Origin of the sequence: Psychrobacter alimentarius (assembly GCF_001606025.1) — a bacterium.
Classification (GTDB): Bacteria; Pseudomonadota; Gammaproteobacteria; order Pseudomonadales; family Moraxellaceae; genus Psychrobacter; species Psychrobacter alimentarius.
The window spans coordinates 1,321,196-1,338,737 of record NZ_CP014945.1 but is presented as its reverse complement, the minus strand read 5'-3'; the positions used below and the strand labels follow the sequence as shown (position 1 = coordinate 1,338,737).

Below are 17,542 nucleotides of genomic sequence, written 5' to 3'. Positions count from 1 at the left end.
TAATATGATGGTAATGACGCTTAATCTTCGATAAAAGCTAAACGCCACTTCACCTTTAATTAAAATCCCTATTCTGTACCAAGCTCAAGTAAGCTGGCGTTACCACCAATGGCAGTCGTATTGATCGTTTTGACTCGTTCTGTAACGAAGCGGTGCAGATAATCAGGCGTTAGCATCTCTGATAAGCCTTCCATATCGCTGACCGCAATCACTTGTGTCAAGATACCATCGGTTTTGGCTAGTTCTTGGCTGATGGTTTGTATCTCACTACCATTACCAGACACCGCAACTTGTGCTAGACGGTCAATATGTAAAAGCGTGATCGTTTGCGAGTCGTTTGCAACGCTCAATACATCATCACTGATACCCGTTTCATAGAGTATTTTTGCCGCTTCATTACACATCTCATCTTGGCTTGGACAATGCAAAATAACTTCATTACCTGTTAATAATGCCGCAATGAGCTGTCCCAATACCGCCATGGCTCTAGCAGATTCACTGCCAATAACCATGGTTTTGCCACGAGCAGTAACATATAGGTCATTGGACTCACCAGTAGCCCCAACCATACGATGCACTTCATCCAAACTCGGCGCAGCTTCTAACAAGTGATTGAATAAGCGTTTTGCTTTATTGGCATCACCCGTCAGCAATGCCAGTTTTGGAACAGCCGATTGTAGATAGGTGGCGCGATTTACTGCGCCAAGTAGTCGCCAGGATTCACAAACCTGGGCATGATTTTTTTTGAATTCAGTTGCCATGTTGCTACTCCTTATACGAGTTCTGTTTGAGTGGTTGAGTTTGTACTATTTGTAGCTGCTGTTTTTTTAGTCACTTGAGGGTTCACTGATGATTCTGTACTTAGTGTCATCAGACGTGCCACATAATGCGGACCACCAGCTTTAGGGCCTGTACCTGATAGGCCACAGCCACCGAATGGCTGTACATTTACTACGGCACCAATTTGGTTACGGTTGATATAGGTATTGCCTACAAAAGCACGGCGCTCGATATGCTCAGCGTTGTTTTCGATACGACTGTGAATACCTAAAGTCAAACCAAATCCTGTGGCGTTAATGGCATCGATCAGTTGATCTAAGTCGCGTGCTTGATAGCGTAGTACATGTAATATCGGCCCGAAGTGTTCGCCACCAATCACATCAATACTTTTCACTTCAATCGCTGTTGGCAATACAAAAGTAGATTGTTCTTGACTGACGACCGAACTGGTACTCATCGGTGTTTGAGCCAAAATACGCGCTGTTGGTTCAGCATTCATACGCTCAATGTGTGCTTCTAGACCTTGCTTAGCATCCGCATCAATCACTGGACCTACGTCAGTCGCTGCATATAGCGGATTACCCACTGACAGCTCTGCCATATTACCTTGTAATAGCTCAATCAAATCATCAGCCATTTCTTCTTGTACGCATAAGATGCGACAAGCTGAACAACGTTGACCTGCTGAGCCAAACGCAGACAATACTGCATCTCTAACCACTTGCTCTGGTAGCGCTGTCGAATCAACGATCATGGCGTTTTGACCACCAGTCTCAGCGATAAACACAGGCAGCTCACCACTGGCTTGGGCATGATCATTTAGACTTTGATTGATGCGTTGCGCCGTTTGGGTTGAGCCTGTGAAGATAACGCCAGCAATATTATCAGCAGCAGTCAATGCACCACCAACGTCGCCTGCCCCGATGACCAATTGTAAAGTTTCTACAGGTATACCCGCTTGATACATCAGTTGTGCGCCGAAATGAGCGATCAAGCTGGTCTGTTCGGCAGGTTTTGCCACAACCGTGTTGCCTGCTGCTAGAGCGGCCACGATCTGACCCGTATAAATGGCCAATGGGAAGTTCCAAGGACTGATACAAACGAAAGTACCACGTGCTTTATAGATTTGACGTGACTGTTGTCCATTTAAATCTGTGAACTCATATGCTGTTGCATCTAAACGCTCGGCTTCATCAGCATAAAAACGGCAGAAATCAACCGCTTCTTTGATCTCATCAATACTGTCTTGCATGGTTTTGCCAGCTTCAACTTGACAAAGCGCCATCAATTCAGCGTAGTTTTCTTCATAAAGATCAGCTGTTTTGCGTAATATGGCAGCACGTTCAACAGCTGGCACATTTTTCCACACACTTTGTCCAGCGACTGCGACATCAATGGCATGACGAGCAAGTTCTGCATTGGCGTAGGTTACTTCCCCTGCGCTCACTTCATGATTCCAAGGAGCACGCACGGTCTGCACACTTAGCTTCTGGCTTGTACCATCCACTTCATATTCGTTAATGGCTTTACCGTTAACGATAGATGTTGCTGACCAAGTTTTATGCAAGTGGCTATCGATAGCAGATTTAAATGGTAGCCATTGTGACTCTACAAATATGTTAGGGCCAAAACTTGCACGGCGTGAGCCATATATTTCTGATGGCAATGGGATATCTGGATTGTGCAATGTCGCATTGGCAAGCAGCTTGTCATAAGGATGCACAGTAAGCTTATCAATAGGATAAGACTTGTCTAATAACTGATGCACAAACGAGCTGTTCGCGCCATTTTCAAGCAAGCGACGTACTAGGTATGGTAGCAAGTCCTTGTGTGCACCAACTGGCGCATAGATACGGACAGGGATTTGATAAGCTTGTAAAATATGATCGTACAGCGCATCACCCATACCGTGTAGACGTTGGAACTCAAACTCTTTGTGCTGACTCATGGTCATAATTGACGCAAGCGTATGCGCATTATGAGTCGCAAACTGTGGCCAGATAAGACCACGCAGATGATCTGACAATAAGAAACGGGCGCAAGCAAGATAAGCCGTATCTGTGCCTTCTTTACGTGTCCAAACAGGATAGCCTGATAGCCCTTTTTGTTGAGCCAGTTTGATCTCAGTATCCCAATAAGCACCTTTGACCAGACGTACTGGAATGCGGTCGCCCACTTCTGATGACAAACGAGCCAGCCATACTAAGACAGAAATGGCACGCTTAGAATATCCTTGAACAACAATACCTAAACCATCCCAGCCAGCGGTTAAGTTGTCACGGTATAAAGACTCAAATAACTTTAATGAAATTTCAAGACGGTCCGCTTCTTCAGCATCAATACTAAGATCGACGTTGACTTCACGCGCAGCTTCAATAAGTAGCAAGCAACGTTGACGCAATAAGCCCATGACTTGCGCTTCTTGAGTGGCTTCATAGCGAGGATGCAGTGCTGATAATTTGATAGACACTGATGGCTTTGGCATGCCTTCTTTGACTTTGACATTAGCCGTAGCTCTGATTGCATGCAGATAGTCATTAAAATACTTTTCAGCATCTCTATGGGTGATCGCTGCTTCACCTAACATATCAAACGAATAGGTATACCCTCTATTGCGGTATGGCTGACTGTTTTTATTAGCGCTTTCGATTGTCTCGCCCAATACAAACTGATGTCCCATAATACGCATGGCTTTTTGCATCGCACTACGAATGACTGGTTCACCCATTTTTTTGGTCATACGATCCAAAAATCCTGAGGCTGTGGTATTGCTATCAATACTGACGACACGGCCTGTCATCATCATGCCCCATGAAGAAGCATTGACCATAAAACCATTGTCATTTTTGATGTGTTTTTTCCAGTCAGCCACACTCATTTTGTCATGAATAAGTGCATCTGCCGTGTAATTGTCTGGTACTCGAATCAAAGCTTCTGCCAAGCTCATAAGCAAGATACCTTCTTGCGTATCAAGACTGTACTCGAGCAATAACGAGTCAACCATTTTGACCGCTTTGCCATCATTACGTACGTGCTCAACCAGCTGACGCGTTTGCTCAGCCGCCGCATTACGTTCTTCATCACTGGGTTTAGCCAGTGGCAGTAATTTAGACAACCAGCTGGTTTCATCCACGCTATATAATGGCGAAATACGCGTATATAGCTCTTTTGATGAGTGAGTAATATATTCTGGCGATAGTAAATCGACAGGATTGAATAAAATTGGTTCTTGCGGGGTAAACTGATCTACTGGGTTCATAACAACTCCATAACTATCGTTTAAAAACCATAATAAATGATGCTTTAGGAGGTCTGATTATGACGCCTAAGTGCCTACGCCCACTGTTGCTTTAAACAGTGGTTAGTAATGATACTCACAGCGGTAATCAAAAGACCAAACGGCGCCATTACAAAACGGGAAAATCCAGCATCGGCTGGAAATGGTTAAGTAGGTCGTTCGAGTGTTAAACGGGCTACATTAACAATACAAAGGCAACAAACAGTTAAGCGACATTAGTGCCTTCTTCTTGTTAGTAGTGAAAGGAGTGTGATGAGCAGATGGTTTTATCGCTAAATCAAAACAAAGATAATGAATTATCACTTTGACTAGGTCTAAATCTGTCATCTTATTTGACGCTAATTCACTGTAAGAAAAACCTCTACGGCGTTGATTGAGGTGATGCGCTTAACTTGGGCATATTAGCATGAAAAAAATTTTCAAACTAACACTATTTACTATTTTTCTAAATTCATATTATGCTGAAAAACAACCAGTTATCAGCACCTTAGTCAGCATGACGCTCTGGTTATATTTTTTTATTTACTATTAACATTTAATTTCTTTAAATCAAATACTTGCGATTATAAGGTAACACTGGATTATCTTTTACGCAAAGAAAAATCCCCTTCATTCATTCAGAATAAAGGGGACTCAAAATAGTCATACAAGGTAAGAAATTAACTATCAGATGCCTATAGCAATACTAGCTTAGCAAGTAAGATAACGGTTAGTACCCAAACAGGAATGGTAATCTCAGAGAATTTACCTGTCATCAGCTTGACCGCGGTAAAGGTAATGAAGCCAAGCGCAATACCATCTGCAATAGAATACGTGAGCGGTGTTAATAACAGTACGACCGCTACCGGAGCAGCTTCTGTTAAGTCTTCCCAGTTGATGTCCTTTAACGTAAATAGCATTAATACTGACACATAGAAAATCGCGCCAGCCGTCGCATAAGCAGGGATCATGCCTGCCAATGGTGCGAAGAAAATACTCAGCACAAACAATACGCCAACCGTTACTGCCATTAGACCAGTACGTCCACCAGACGCCACACCAGAAGCACTTTCTATATAACTGGTCGTCGATGAGGTACCAAGCATAGCGCCTGCCACAGTCGCCGTTGAATCTGCCAATAAAGCTTTGTCCATGTTAGGGATATTACCATCTTTATCAATCAAACCTGCTTTACTGGCGATACCTACTAGGCTGCCTGTTGTATCAAACAAATCAACGAATAAAAAAGCAAAAATAACACTGATCATCCCAACGTCAAACGCGCCTGCAATATCAAGCTCTAACAGAGTCGGCGTAATGGATGGCGGAGCAGACACAATGCCAGCGAAATGCGTATGACCTGTCAGCAAGCTAATCAGAGTAACAATCAAAATACCGATAGTGACCGCACCTGGGACCTTTTTATAGACCAAGCCAATAATGATAAAGAACCCCAAAGCTGCCATCATTGGCGCAAATGAGGTCATATCACCAAGCATTACTAATGTGGCATCACGGCCAACAATAATGCCTGAGCTTTGAAGTGCAATAAATGCTAAGAAAGCACCAATACCTGCCACAATGCCCTGCTTAAGACTGGTTGGAATGGCATTAATGATCCATTCACGAATTTTAAATAAGCTTAAAATAATAAACAAACAACCCGATAGGAAAACAGCGCCTAGTGCCGTTTGCCACGCATACCCCATACCCAGTACGACACCATAGGTAAAAAAAGCATTCAAACCCATACCTGGTGCCAATGCCACAGGCAATCGGGCATAAATCCCCATGATAAAACAGCCTATTGCTGCGGCCAGGCAGGTGGCCACAAACACCGCCCCTTTGTCCATACCAGCCTCAGCCAATACGTTAGGGTTCACAAAGATGATATATGCCATGGTCAAAAAAGTAGTTATACCAGCAAGAATTTCCGTTTTGACCGTGGTGTTTTCACCGTTAATCCCAAAATAGCGTTCAATTGCATTCATAAGTGTCGCGCCCAGCTTGCTAGTGAAAGAACAAATTTATTGGTGCCAAAAATAAATATGACGTCAACAAAAAATTGCGACGTCATAATCAAAAGGCAGCGGTAACAAAGTGCAACATTTTAGAGAAATTGCGGTACAAATTCAATCATTACCCGTGTCTTATGGGTACAAATCTGATTTTCTGACGTCCTAGTGAGCAATGACTGAACAAGGTTTCAATATTACAATACAGTCCTTATGCCTCAAAAATCATAGTACCGTACTCATAGTTTTTTATCTCTTCAACTTATAAATCACAAAGTAAATAAAAAATCTTGTACCTGTACAACGCTATATTCCTACTTTTAATAGAAAGATATGAGCTAACGATGGTTCACGATTGGAATAGGCTAAATTCATATTATTGAGTATTTAACACTTTAATAAATGACCTTTTGTACATTTACCAGTAAACTAAGCGGTTGATAGCAATGTGCAAAATCAAAGTGCATTTTTGGTGTCATATTCTATGTTTTATTAGATGGTCTAACTTGGTTTGCGTGCTGCGCCCTGCCAGTCATTATCAATTATTCATGAGTCTCATACATGCCTGAATCTTTAAATATTATTGACCTTATTACTCAAGCCAGTCTTTTGGTACAGATAGTAATGGCGTTATTGTTATTGGCTTCCTTACTCAGCTGGGTAATTATTTTTCGTATGAGTGCACGGCTTGGGACTGCCAAAAACTTCGATCAGCAGTTTGAGACGTGGTTTTGGTCGGGTGAAGATTTGGCCAAACTGTATCAAGGTGTTCAAGGCTCTCCTGAACGTCAAGGGCTTGAGCAAATCTTCTATGTGGGATTTTCTGAATATTTAAGAATGCATAAAAAGCGCCAACCTAAAGATGACATCATTGATGGCGTTGAGCGCAAGCTGCGGGTCGGTTTAGGGCGTCAGCAGCAATTACTAGAGTCAGGATTAACCACGCTAGCAAGTATTGGATCAGTGGCCCCTTATATTGGTCTATTTGGTACGGTTTGGGGTATTATGAACGCGTTTTTAGGGCTATCTCAAACTGAGCAAGCCACGTTATCCTCTGTGGCGCCTGGTATCGCTGAAGCGTTAATCGCGACTGCTATGGGACTGTTTGCTGCTATTCCTGCGGTACTGGCTTACAACCATTTTACGGCCAAATCGAGCCAACTGTATGACTCACGCGCATTGTTTTGCGATGAGATGACAGGCATGCTCCAACGTGAGACCAGTGCAGAAAGTATCACTGGTAGAGACCATCAGGCTACCGCGAGTCAGGTGACAGGGTTATGAGACAAAGCCCATATCGCCGTGAGAAAAAAGCACTCAACGCGGAGATGAACGTCGTTCCTTATATTGACGTAATGCTTGTGCTACTTGTGATATTTATGGTGACAGCACCTATGCTGATCACGGGCGTCGATGTTGACTTGCCAAAAGAGCAAACCAATACCATGAGCCAAAGTCAGCTACCGGTTATTGTCTCATTGACCGATAGCGGTGAGATTTTTATCAGTTATGAAAACAATATTGATTTGCCCATTAGCGAGCCGGAGTTGATTGACACCCTATCCAATCTACAAAATCAAAGTGCCGATGCTGGGGCGCAACCTTTGCAAGTCATGATTAATGCGGATCAAAACAATCAGTATGGTGCCATCATGACCCTAATGGCGACCTTACAACAAGCAGGTATCCAAAAAGTTGGTCTGTTAACAGGGGCGCCCTTGCCCGCACCTTCATTATAATGACGTCTATTCTTAGCCCAACTTGCTATAATAAAACTGATCATTTGACGAACCTCGTTTTTGAGTATCTCTACCATGCATAATGCTCCTATCGTTTATGTACCAACTCAACCTGAAGGCAATGGTCTTACCTTGCCGACGCTACTCAGTTTGGTGGCACATGCACTTGTGATTGGTGTGCTTATTTATAATTATCAACATGCTGAGGTAGAAACGGCTGGTAGTATTGAGACTGTCATGGTATCACCTGAGCAGCTTGCTGAGATGCAAGGACAGATTTTGGCCAATCGTGCAGCAGCAGCCAGTGCCATGCAGGCTGAAAGCAGCGCTACTAGCATGACGCAAACAGACACATTTGACGATAGTGCTAGTACACAGAACCCAAATCAAACCAATTCTCAGCGCGTACCTGTTTTTACACGCTCTGATGATGCTAGCCAGCCAATGCTCATGAGCGAAGATCAACAACAGCGCTTGTTTGAGCAAAACCAAGATTATGAGCGCCGGATGGCTGAATGGGCAGCGCAGTTGGACGACTCAGTGGCCGAAGAACACAGTCAAATTGAGCAAAATAAACGAGAGCAGCGTGCAGAAGAGCAAGAAAGGTTGGGAGAGTTTCGTAGTAAACAGAATAACCCACCGAAGATTACACGCCCTACTGCAAGTGATCGTAATATAGAAATTAATACAGGTAGTGCGGGTAAAACCTACAATTTATCAGATGGTCAATCCAGTATTTCTGGCGATACAGCCACGTCCAGTCTCACTAAAGGTAGCAGTCGCTCTGCATCCAGTGGTAACCGCGGCGCCAGCAACAGTGAGATTGTTGGTTTGATCAAACGTAATTATAATCCACCGACCGCAGCGAAAGGCTCCACTCAAAGCGCAACGCTAACCATTACTGTCAACGCGAGTGGAAATATTGTTAATGTTTCTGCTTCAGGGCCTGATAGCGCTGTGAATGAGGCTGCCAAGCAAGCCGTATTGGATACAGGCTCATTACCAATCGATACCGACGATCCTAAATACCCTACCTTTACCATACAGTTTAAAGGCAGTAATTAATCCGTTGCTCATGTCTTATATTATTGATAACGTGATGTTAAACCGTTATTACCGTGCGATACACGGCACTACTATCATGACAAGGGCAACCTCCCTTATTTATAAAAATGATAACCATATTGCTTTAGGAGCTCAACTGACTCATGCGTACCCATCAGAAACTATTGACCTCTTTACTCGCCAGTGCCTCTACTCTCCTCGTTTCTCCTAGTCTATTTGCCGCACCTGTCGTTTTAGAATTGGATTATGAAATCCCCGTCCAGCAAAACCAAGTGGCTTTTGTGCCCTTCGCTGGCGATTCGGTTTTATCACCTATTGTCTTAAATGACTTGAGTAAGACTGAGCTAAAAGTCACGAGCCAAAACCTACCACAGCAGCCGCACAGCAGTGGCGAGCTGGCAGGCACATTGCCTGTTTGGCAAAGTATGGGGATTCCTTACCTAGTGGTTGGCACTACACGCAGTAATCGCGGCAAGATAGTGACCGATTATGAAGTGATTGACGTTAAATCTGGTCGAGTCATCGAAGGCAAACAAAGCTTGACGGCTGATAATAATAGAGAAAGCCTACGTTATGCTGGACATGTTATCTCCGATAAAGTGTATGAACTTATCACAGGTATTCCAGGCGATTTTTCAGGGCGTATCGCCTATATTGAAGAGATTGGCGCTGGGAAAGAGAAAGTCTCACGCCTAAAAGTCATGGATGCAGATGGCGAAAACGCCAAAACTATCACAGAAGTTGCAGGCTCAATCTTTTCACCAACATGGTCACCAGATGGCAGTCGTATCGCCTACTCTGTACAGCGTGATAAGTCATACCCTGTTATTTATGTACAAAATGTCAGTGGCGGCGGTGCAAGTGCGTTAACGCCCTTTGCAGGCAGTAATTTAAGCCCTTCATTCTCCCCTGATGGTAGTAAGATACTATTTTCAAGCAGCTTTGAAGGCAGTGCTCATATTTATGAGATGAGTGCCAGTGGCGGTCAGCCTAGAAGACTTACCAATTGGCCTAGTAGCGAAGTGCAACCAAGCTATGCACCCGATGGTAAATCTTTCGTCTTTGTCAGTGATCGGGCGGGCTTTAATAAGCCACAAATTTATCGTTATGAGTTTGGCTCAGGTCGCACGACTAAAGTATCTAATAGCGGTTATGCTACCAGTCCGCAATATAGTAGCGATGGCTCACAAATTGCTTTTTTGAGTGGACGATCAGCTGCCATCATGAATAACAATGGCGCGGTTACTGCTAATCTGGGTAATACAGGTATCGATGAAGCACCAAGCTTTTCTCCAAACGGTAAACGCGTGGTATATGCATCAAAGCAAGGCGGTAAAGGTGTGCTGACCATCAAGTCACTGAATGGTGGTGAAGCATTCGGTAAGTCAGGACAAGGCGTCATCCGCTCACCAGTATGGTCATCTAGTCCCAAATAAGATGATCGGCTTCGCTCTATTAATGTAAAGTATGAAATATAAAAAGCGCCTAACGTTATACGAGGCGCTTTTTATAATATTACTTGTAATGACCAGTATCTTTTTATCCTTGATTGCTTTCTGAGATACCTTTATGAAATCCTTAACGCTAAGCTGTTTATTGACCTCGGTATTGCTAATCACAGGTTGTCAATCGTTTCAATTTGTTGATAGTCCCATACCCGTCACCGCACCTCTTGCTGTACAAAACCATACCCAGTAAAGCAAAAAAACAGATACTAATCTGGCATCTGTTTTTTTATTGAACTATTTTAAGGGCAACCTATCACCTTATCTCAAGGTTTTGCAGAAGCGGGCTGATGTTTGATAATGGTTTTTGCTAAATGGTCACCGAACCAAATAGCCGTATCAATATCGCCAGGCCCTGGCGTTTCTTCTGGCGGTCCATCCAAAGATTGTGTCATTAACCCCAAGAAGCTGGACAGACGGTTTAAATCATGGGCTTCATGACCTGTTGGCATCAAGGGCAACCCAATCCAATTCATGCCATGCTGCATCGCATATAAAGAAATCTGCTGCAATACTGCCAATTTGTCGCCACTTAGCCCACCAGAGTTGGCAAAGGCTGCTGCCCACTTACCTTCCCATACCCGATGATACCAACGCTTTGAGGTTTCATCCATAAAGGTCTTAAATTCAGCCGTCACGCTACCCATATAGACAGCGCTACCAAACACCAACAAGTCTGCTTGATCCAAATAATCCCAATCGACATCATGAACATCGACAACTTTGGCCTGTGATTCTGGTAATTGCTGGTGCGCCCCTTTGACAATAGCCTCAGCAACACGCTTGGTGTGCCCATAGTTACTATGAAAAATCACGGCAATAGAAACGTTGGGTACGTTATCAGTGGATGTGGAGGTTAAAGGCGATTCGACAGATGTATTCATACAAACTCTAATTATGGATTAATTGAACAGACTAAGAGTCTGTTTTTAGGATACTAAAAATGTATGTTATAGATATCTCATTTATTTAGCTAATATGAGGCAAGCTTTCGTAAATTCAACCTGATCTTATTTGCTATATTTATAAGAACTTAATCAGTGTTCTAAAAATATAACTATTTTTAATAAATGAGCGGTCAGTAGATTAAATAAACAACAGGTAAGGAAAAAGATAAATTCGCTGTATTACTATCAATCATTAATCAGCCATTACAATCTTATATATTCCATTAAAGAATATATAAATTCTTCCTCTTCTTGTCACGCTTTTAAAAAACGGGTTTATCATAGGGCGCTTATTCAACTATTCGCGAATATACTGCTTAAATATTCCAAAAAACTATTTAAATAATAAACTCTGAAAACATATATCAGAGAAGGATGTACTCTTTTGGCTATTACAACAACGAAAGTTCAACCCGTAAATGACACACTAGACCCTATTGCTAGAGGGACCTTGGCACTAAATGACCCGCAGAAGCTACTGGTAGTAGGTGGCGCACTTGCTGGGTTTGTTATGCTGATTTATCTATTTGGCACCCAGCCTATGGCTCAGCCTTTACTTTTTATTATCGGCTTATTGCTTGGCTATACTCTGTTTCATGCGCGTTTTGGTTTTACTTCTGCATTTAGACGTCTGATGTCAGTGGGTAATGGACAAGCAATGCGTTCTCATATGCTGATGTTAGCGGTTGCAGTCAGTCTATTTGCCCCTATTCTTGCCTATGGTACGACCCTGTTTGGCGGCTCGGTCGCAGGGTATGTATCACCCGTTGGCGTCAGTTTACTCGTCGGCTCTTTTGTATTCGGTATTGGTATGCAGCTGGGCGGCGGCTGTGCCTCTGGTACGCTTTACGCCGTTGGCGGTGGACGTTCAGTGATGTTCATAACCTTTATCTTTTTCGTCATTGGCGCAACTGTTGGCGCTTATCATCTGCCGTTTTGGACAGAAGAGATGCCCTCCTTTGCCCCTTTTTCTTTAGCGACGTCCACAGGTCTTGGCTATAGTGGTGCTTGGATAGTATCGTTGGCACTATTTGCTCTGATTGCATGGGTCACACTTATTGTTGAGAAAAAAACCAAAGCACCGAAAATGGCACCCGTGCCGACTGAAAAAGGTTGGAGACGCATTTTTCGCGGCTCATGGCCATTATTTGCAGCAGCAATCATCTTAGCCATACTGAATGCGCTAACATTGATCACGCGTGGTCAGCCATGGGGTATCACCTCTGCATTTGCATTATGGGGCTCTAAAATTGCAAGCAACTTTGGCGTTGATGTTGCAAGCTGGGGCTATTGGCAAGGCACCAATGCCGCTGCGCTAAATGCTTCAATCTTTGCTGATTCGACCACGGTCATGAATATCGGTATTATCATCGGTGCTTTTATTGCCTCAGCAGCAGGAGGTTTATTCAAATTTACTCAGATTACTCTAGGTAATTTTGCAGCCTCTGTGATTGGCGGGTTGATGATGGGTTATGGCGCACGTCTGGCTTTTGGCTGTAATATCGGTGCTTATTTTGGTGGTATTGCCTCTTTTAGTGCTCATGGTTATATTTGGGGTATCATGGCAATGGCAGGGACTTTTTTAGCCTTATATCTGCGCCCATTGTTTGGGCTGTCTGTACCAAAATCTAATGATTCTGTATGCTAAAAAATCAATAATTTGTGAATAAAAAATAGCAGACTTATATTAAGTCTGCTATTTTTTTGGACGATTAACATTATAAATGCTACAAACGAATAGCCATCCTTACATCGCTTCTATTAATAAATAGCTTTTATCAAAACGCAGAAAGGCCACGAACAATCACTAGCGCCATACGCCCTGTAGCAGGCTGATTCAAATGCGTCTGACGACGATAGGAGTAATATCGATTATCAGCGTAACTACAATGCTCAGGCAACCCACCCACTAACGTTACACCAGTCGCCTTTAATTGATCGGCAGCCAGCTTTGGTAGATCAAGTTTGAGCTTATCAGCATTGTCTGCCTCGCTATTAACAACGTACCGCTGGTCAAAATTCTCAATATCAGAAGCCGTTAATGACTGAGTTTCTACGCAGCCTGCTAATAATTGGTCACGAACTTGACGACCAACCTCATAGTTTTCTTGACTGATACAAACACCAATCCAAGCACTTATCGGTCCAAACTCTCTAAAACGCTGAACCGTTGCTTGAATAACGCCGCATGCCAACCCTTGCCAGCCTGCATGAATTGCTGCAATCTGACCACTTGCTGGTTGATATAAAACGATGGGAACACAATCAGCCGTCATTATGGCAAGACCAAGACCCTGCTGTTGACTAATTATCGCATCAGCGGGCATTGGCTCCATACCTAGTGCAGTAGCATCAACATCATAAATGTGCTTGCCATGAACTTGACTGACCCAGTGCAAGCTTTTGACTTGAGTGCACAGCTCATTCTTAAAAGATATATCTGTCATTTGCTCATTGATGGCAGCCAATAGACGCATACGATTATTTAATACACTTGTCGCATTATCCTTGACATGCAACCCTAGATTTAGCTCGCCATAATCAGCCCTACTTTTTTCTTCAGCTTGCTCTTTCTTTGAACCAAGCGCCTCAATATGGGGAGTATCATCGCTAGAAAAAGCAGACGTTTGAAAAACCGCCACATCATCAACCTGCGCCAGCAATGTCATAGGAAACGTATTAATCATGGCTGATGTACCGTATTCATGGGTTGTTATTATTCGTATATGGTGATTATGTCGCCGGCAGTCATTAACTCTTTACCAGCTATCACAAGCATTTATAAATACTTGCTTATTTGTCATATTCATCATCATAGCCGTCGCTTAACACTGTTATCAACTGCTGCATATCTTCAGGCAGTGGTGTTGTGACTTCAACGTCTTCGCCTGTCGTTGGATGAACAAATCCTAATGTATAGGCATGCAAGGCTTGACGTGGAAAGTTACTAATCGCTTGACGCTGAGCTTCTGATAGACCCGAACGCAGTTGGCGACGCCCACCATAAACACGATCCCCTACTAGCGGATACGTAATATGACTGAGATGTACACGAATCTGATGCGTACGCCCTGTCTCTAGTCCCACATCTAATAAACAGTAGTTTTCATTGAGCGGTGTGACATTCAACAAATGCGTCACTGCCTCACGCCCGGCGGTCATCACCGTCATTTTGGTACGCTGAGTGCGATGACGACCAATCGGTGCATCAATACGCCTGTGACGAAGTAAGCTTGCTGCATCCCCTGCCACCACACATTGATAATGGCGATAGACCGATTTATCTTTTAGCTGCTCCATCAAAGCCATCTGAGCGGGTTTGGTTTTGCCAATGAGCAAAAGCCCTGATGTGTCCTTGTCAATACGATGTACCAAACCTGCGCGCGGCAGATGATGTTGCTGCGGATAATGATATAAAAGCGCATTGACCAAAGTACCCGTCTGATTGCCAGCGCCCGGATGAACGACCATATCCACCGGTTTGTTAATCACCAGTACGTCGTCATCCTCATAGACAACATCGATATCGATGTCTTCTGGCTGATCTTCACTATGCTGCTGCAACGTCGTTGATAGATGTAGAACATCATCGGCTTTGACACGAACTTTTGGTCGTTGCACACTGCCGTTATAGAGCAAGCTTCCGTCAGTTATCCAACCTTGTACTTGCACACGCGAGAAGTCTGAAAACACCTGTGAAGCGACTTTATCAATGCGCAGGCCAGACTGATCTTCGGTAACAATGTGTGTCATATCTACCACCACTGGTATGGCTTGACCAGCAACAGGGACCTCATCATCGCCATCATCTATGTCGCTATCGTCAATCTCGTCCTCAATATCGCTGTCTTCTTCGAGCAAGTCGTCATTATCAAGAGCATTAGTGTTCTCATCAATCATTTCTTGCATTTCTTGATTGTCAGGCTCGTCATTTTTTAAAACGTTATTTGGCATTGGTGACTCTTGTGCTGATGAATCAGTATCTAGCGACTGATTCGGTGGTAAATGGGTAGTCATAGCATTATTATTCATAGAAGATTTATATAGGGTAAACTTCCTAACATGGCTTGAAATAGCAACATTAAAGGGAGTTTTATAAAAAACAGACGACCGCTCATTGATTACTGATGTATCTTAAAAAGAATCATCGTCAAAAAAAGCGGAAGCAATATGGCGATAGTGTATCATGCCAAGCGCTTAAGCCCTATAGACGCACTGTTTTATCTGTCTTTTTTTGATGGTACATCACCTTGCCGAGCTTCAATTAGTAACTCTCTAGAATATGACATTGCTGTAATTTACTGTATATTTAGCGATGCCAGTGACATTGGAGATCGCTCATAATGGCCGCTCATGTTAAAATGCTAGGCTATAATCAGAGCGCAGATCGAGCGACCTCAAAAGCCATCGTATTTGTGGGTAGATGAACTTCCATGTAACTGTATTAGTATAGTGTGGCCAAAAAATTGCTCTGGCTTATCTGAGTGATGTTAAAATGCCTCAGTACTAAAGATTTATGGATATTTGGCATCATGCCGCTATAATTAGATGGTGAAAAAATAGACGAGGCCAGCGTTATTCTATAAAGTATAGCCATATTTTGCTGTATGCTATGGCACTGTATCTTAAAATAATCGTATTTTATTAGCATAAAATAAGATTTTGATCTAATGCACAAGTTATTAACCATAGCAAAACCGCATTCGATGAAAATCATATTCTTAATGAGTTCGCTTGATCATAAGCATACTCGATAGTAGACAGTTAACTGATGCCATAAGCATCGTTTTTTATTATTAACCTTTTATATAGCATAATGGCGCTGCTATTGTGCGTCTTGTGTCGGAGAAGAAGTATGCAAGCTGTTGGCAATACGTTTATCAAACTGTCCTCAATAACCTTACTTGCGCTTAGCGTAAACCTTGTGGGTTGTCAGACTTTCAAAAACCTGACTGGTAAAAAAGACGTCGATGCAGTAGAAACTGCCGAAAAATCAGAGCAAAACTATTATAACGATGCCATCGCTCAGATCGACAAAAACCGCTACAATCAAGCCATCGAAGACTTGACCAATTTGCGTACTTTTTACCCTACTGGACAGTACGCCGAGCAAGCCCTACTCGATATGATGTACGCACAGTATGCCAGCGGTGAGTTTGAAATGGCCGCATCCAGCGCTGAACAATTCATTCGTCTATACCCATCTAATCCACAAGTCAGCTACGCCTACTATGTACGCGGCGTAGCCAATATGGAAGGCTCATCAGAAGGTTTAAAGCTGTTTAAGTTAAATCAAGCAGAGCGCGATACCGCCTATTTGCGTATTGCTTTTGCCAATTTCCAAGAGCTTATTAATAAATACCCGAACAGCCCTTATGCACCAGATGCTGCTCAGCGTATGACCTTTATTTACAATCAGTTTGCTGAAAGTGAGATGAGCGCTGCCAATTGGTATATCGAACGTGAAGCCTATGTCGCTGCTGTGAACCGTGCCAAATGGGTGTTCCAATATTATCCACTCAGTGAATCTACGCCAGAAGCCATTGCCGTTCTTGCTTATAGCCATGGCAAATTGGGTCTGACTGATTTGGCAAACGAGTATAAAACCCTATTACAAATCAATTATCCCAATTGGTTGACCAATGATGGCCGTGTCAAATTAAAAACCAAACGTGACAGCACGTGGCTCAACAAAATAACCTTTGGAAAGCTTGGTCGCTCAAGTACAACAGATGCTTCTGCTGCCACTGGTCAATATAATGGTGCCACCAAACTCCAAATGATTCGCAACGCCAATCAATTGAGACTGCCTAGTGATAATGCTGCACCAGCTAATGCACCGATAGCGGGTTCTTTCACATCTTCTACAAATAGCAATGGTGTCAATATTGGGTTAGGATTGCCAGAAGCATCGACAGAGCGCGTCACTAGTCAATCAAGCACAAGCTCTACTGCTAGAGAAGCAAACGTTGATCCGCAAAACATCAACCCAACACGCCGCACAACTCTACCTGAGTCTGAGCGCGACGGTATTATGCTGACACCATCGGACACTGATGCAGGCATGAATTAAGTCCGATTTCTTTAGGCAGCGCCATGCTGTCTACTGCGTGTCATAAATAATAAGGTCAACATTATGTTGACCTTATTTTTCTGCCCTCGATATTTTGCTATGACTGATTTATCGGCTGTGTCTTAACCTAATTGACCTATG

The 17,542-nt window shown here is 43.2% G+C and carries 12 protein-coding genes; 6 read left to right on the top strand and 6 right to left on the bottom strand.

Annotated features, from left to right (window positions below):
- Positions 1–68: 68 nt before the first annotated feature.
- The 3 genes from A3K91_RS05560 to A3K91_RS05550 form a co-directional block, all read right to left on the bottom strand.
- Positions 69–761, bottom strand: a complete 693-nt coding sequence (locus A3K91_RS05560) for a hypothetical protein (protein WP_062844369.1) — start codon at positions 759–761, stop codon at positions 69–71.
- An 11-nt stretch (positions 762–772) separates the two neighbouring features.
- Positions 773–4,039 carry a bifunctional proline dehydrogenase/L-glutamate gamma-semialdehyde dehydrogenase PutA gene (putA, locus tag A3K91_RS05555; protein ID WP_062844368.1) on the bottom strand — a complete coding sequence of 1,089 codons (3,267 nt, stop codon included), beginning with the start codon at positions 4,037–4,039 and terminating at the stop codon, positions 773–775.
- Between the two features lie 713 nt (positions 4,040–4,752).
- Positions 4,753–6,048 (bottom strand): NCS2 family permease, encoded by a 1,296-nt coding sequence (locus A3K91_RS05550; RefSeq protein WP_062844367.1) that lies wholly within the window; start codon positions 6,046–6,048, stop codon positions 4,753–4,755.
- A 585-nt stretch (positions 6,049–6,633) separates the two neighbouring features.
- On the opposite strand from A3K91_RS05550, the gene tolQ reads away from it, so the two are divergent.
- The 4 genes from tolQ (at position 6,634) to A3K91_RS05530 (ending at position 10,312) form a co-directional block, all read left to right on the top strand.
- Positions 6,634–7,356: a protein TolQ gene (tolQ, locus tag A3K91_RS05545; RefSeq protein WP_062844366.1), complete on the top strand. Its 723-nt coding sequence runs from the start codon at positions 6,634–6,636 to the stop codon at positions 7,354–7,356.
- Positions 7,353–7,811, top strand: a complete 459-nt coding sequence (gene tolR, locus A3K91_RS05540; RefSeq protein ID WP_062844365.1) for a protein TolR — start codon at positions 7,353–7,355, stop codon at positions 7,809–7,811. Before tolQ ends, tolR begins: the two co-directional genes overlap by 4 nt.
- A gap of 60 nt (positions 7,812–7,871) precedes the next feature.
- Positions 7,872–8,876, top strand: coding sequence for a TonB C-terminal domain-containing protein (locus A3K91_RS05535; RefSeq protein WP_228139922.1), 1,005 nt, complete (start codon positions 7,872–7,874; stop codon positions 8,874–8,876).
- Between the two features lie 143 nt (positions 8,877–9,019).
- Positions 9,020–10,312 (top strand): PD40 domain-containing protein, encoded by a 1,293-nt coding sequence (locus A3K91_RS05530; protein WP_062844363.1) that lies wholly within the window; start codon positions 9,020–9,022, stop codon positions 10,310–10,312.
- A gap of 335 nt (positions 10,313–10,647) precedes the next feature.
- Here the strand turns inward: A3K91_RS05530 and A3K91_RS05520 are convergent, their stop codons facing one another.
- Positions 10,648–11,265, bottom strand: coding sequence for a flavodoxin family protein (locus A3K91_RS05520; RefSeq protein ID WP_062844361.1), 618 nt, complete (start codon positions 11,263–11,265; stop codon positions 10,648–10,650).
- Between the two features lie 448 nt (positions 11,266–11,713).
- On the opposite strand from A3K91_RS05520, the gene A3K91_RS05515 reads away from it, so the two are divergent.
- On the top strand, positions 11,714–12,976 hold the full coding sequence (locus tag A3K91_RS05515; RefSeq protein WP_228139921.1) for a YeeE/YedE family protein: 1,263 nt from the start codon (positions 11,714–11,716) through the stop codon (positions 12,974–12,976).
- A gap of 130 nt (positions 12,977–13,106) precedes the next feature.
- On the opposite strand, the gene A3K91_RS05510 is transcribed toward A3K91_RS05515, so the two are convergent.
- Positions 13,107–14,015 carry a purine nucleoside phosphorylase YfiH/LACC1 family protein gene (locus A3K91_RS05510; RefSeq protein ID WP_062844360.1) on the bottom strand — a complete coding sequence of 303 codons (909 nt, stop codon included), beginning with the start codon at positions 14,013–14,015 and terminating at the stop codon, positions 13,107–13,109.
- A gap of 106 nt (positions 14,016–14,121) precedes the next feature.
- Positions 14,122–15,345: an RluA family pseudouridine synthase gene (locus A3K91_RS05505; RefSeq protein ID WP_084387382.1), complete on the bottom strand. Its 1,224-nt coding sequence runs from the start codon at positions 15,343–15,345 to the stop codon at positions 14,122–14,124.
- Positions 15,346–16,183: 838 nt separating this feature from the next.
- On the opposite strand from A3K91_RS05505, the gene A3K91_RS05500 reads away from it, so the two are divergent.
- Positions 16,184–17,401 carry an outer membrane protein assembly factor BamD gene (locus A3K91_RS05500; protein WP_062844359.1) on the top strand — a complete coding sequence of 406 codons (1,218 nt, stop codon included), beginning with the start codon at positions 16,184–16,186 and terminating at the stop codon, positions 17,399–17,401.
- The last annotated feature ends 141 nt before the right edge of the window (positions 17,402–17,542 follow it).

What these genes read in the sequence shown, in the direction of transcription:
- A3K91_RS05530 (WP_062844363.1), top strand. Translation starts at nt 9,020, where the DNA reads ATGCGTACCCATCAGAAACTATTGACCTCTTTACTCGCCAGTGCCTCT.
- A3K91_RS05500 (WP_062844359.1), top strand. Translation starts at nt 16,184, where the DNA reads ATGCAAGCTGTTGGCAATACGTTTATCAAACTGTCCTCAATAACCTTA.
- tolR (WP_062844365.1), top strand. Translation starts at nt 7,353, where the DNA reads ATGAGACAAAGCCCATATCGCCGTGAGAAAAAAGCACTCAACGCGGAG.
- A3K91_RS05560 (WP_062844369.1), bottom strand. Translation starts at nt 761, where the DNA reads ATGGCAACTGAATTCAAAAAAAATCATGCCCAGGTTTGTGAATCCTGG.
- tolQ (WP_062844366.1), top strand. Translation starts at nt 6,634, where the DNA reads ATGCCTGAATCTTTAAATATTATTGACCTTATTACTCAAGCCAGTCTT.
- putA (WP_062844368.1), bottom strand. Translation starts at nt 4,039, where the DNA reads ATGAACCCAGTAGATCAGTTTACCCCGCAAGAACCAATTTTATTCAAT.
- A3K91_RS05510 (WP_062844360.1), bottom strand. Translation starts at nt 14,015, where the DNA reads ATGATTAATACGTTTCCTATGACATTGCTGGCGCAGGTTGATGATGTG.
- A3K91_RS05505 (WP_084387382.1), bottom strand. Translation starts at nt 15,345, where the DNA reads ATGACTACCCATTTACCACCGAATCAGTCGCTAGATACTGATTCATCA.
- A3K91_RS05520 (WP_062844361.1), bottom strand. Translation starts at nt 11,265, where the DNA reads ATGAATACATCTGTCGAATCGCCTTTAACCTCCACATCCACTGATAAC.
- A3K91_RS05550 (WP_062844367.1), bottom strand. Translation starts at nt 6,048, where the DNA reads ATGAATGCAATTGAACGCTATTTTGGGATTAACGGTGAAAACACCACG.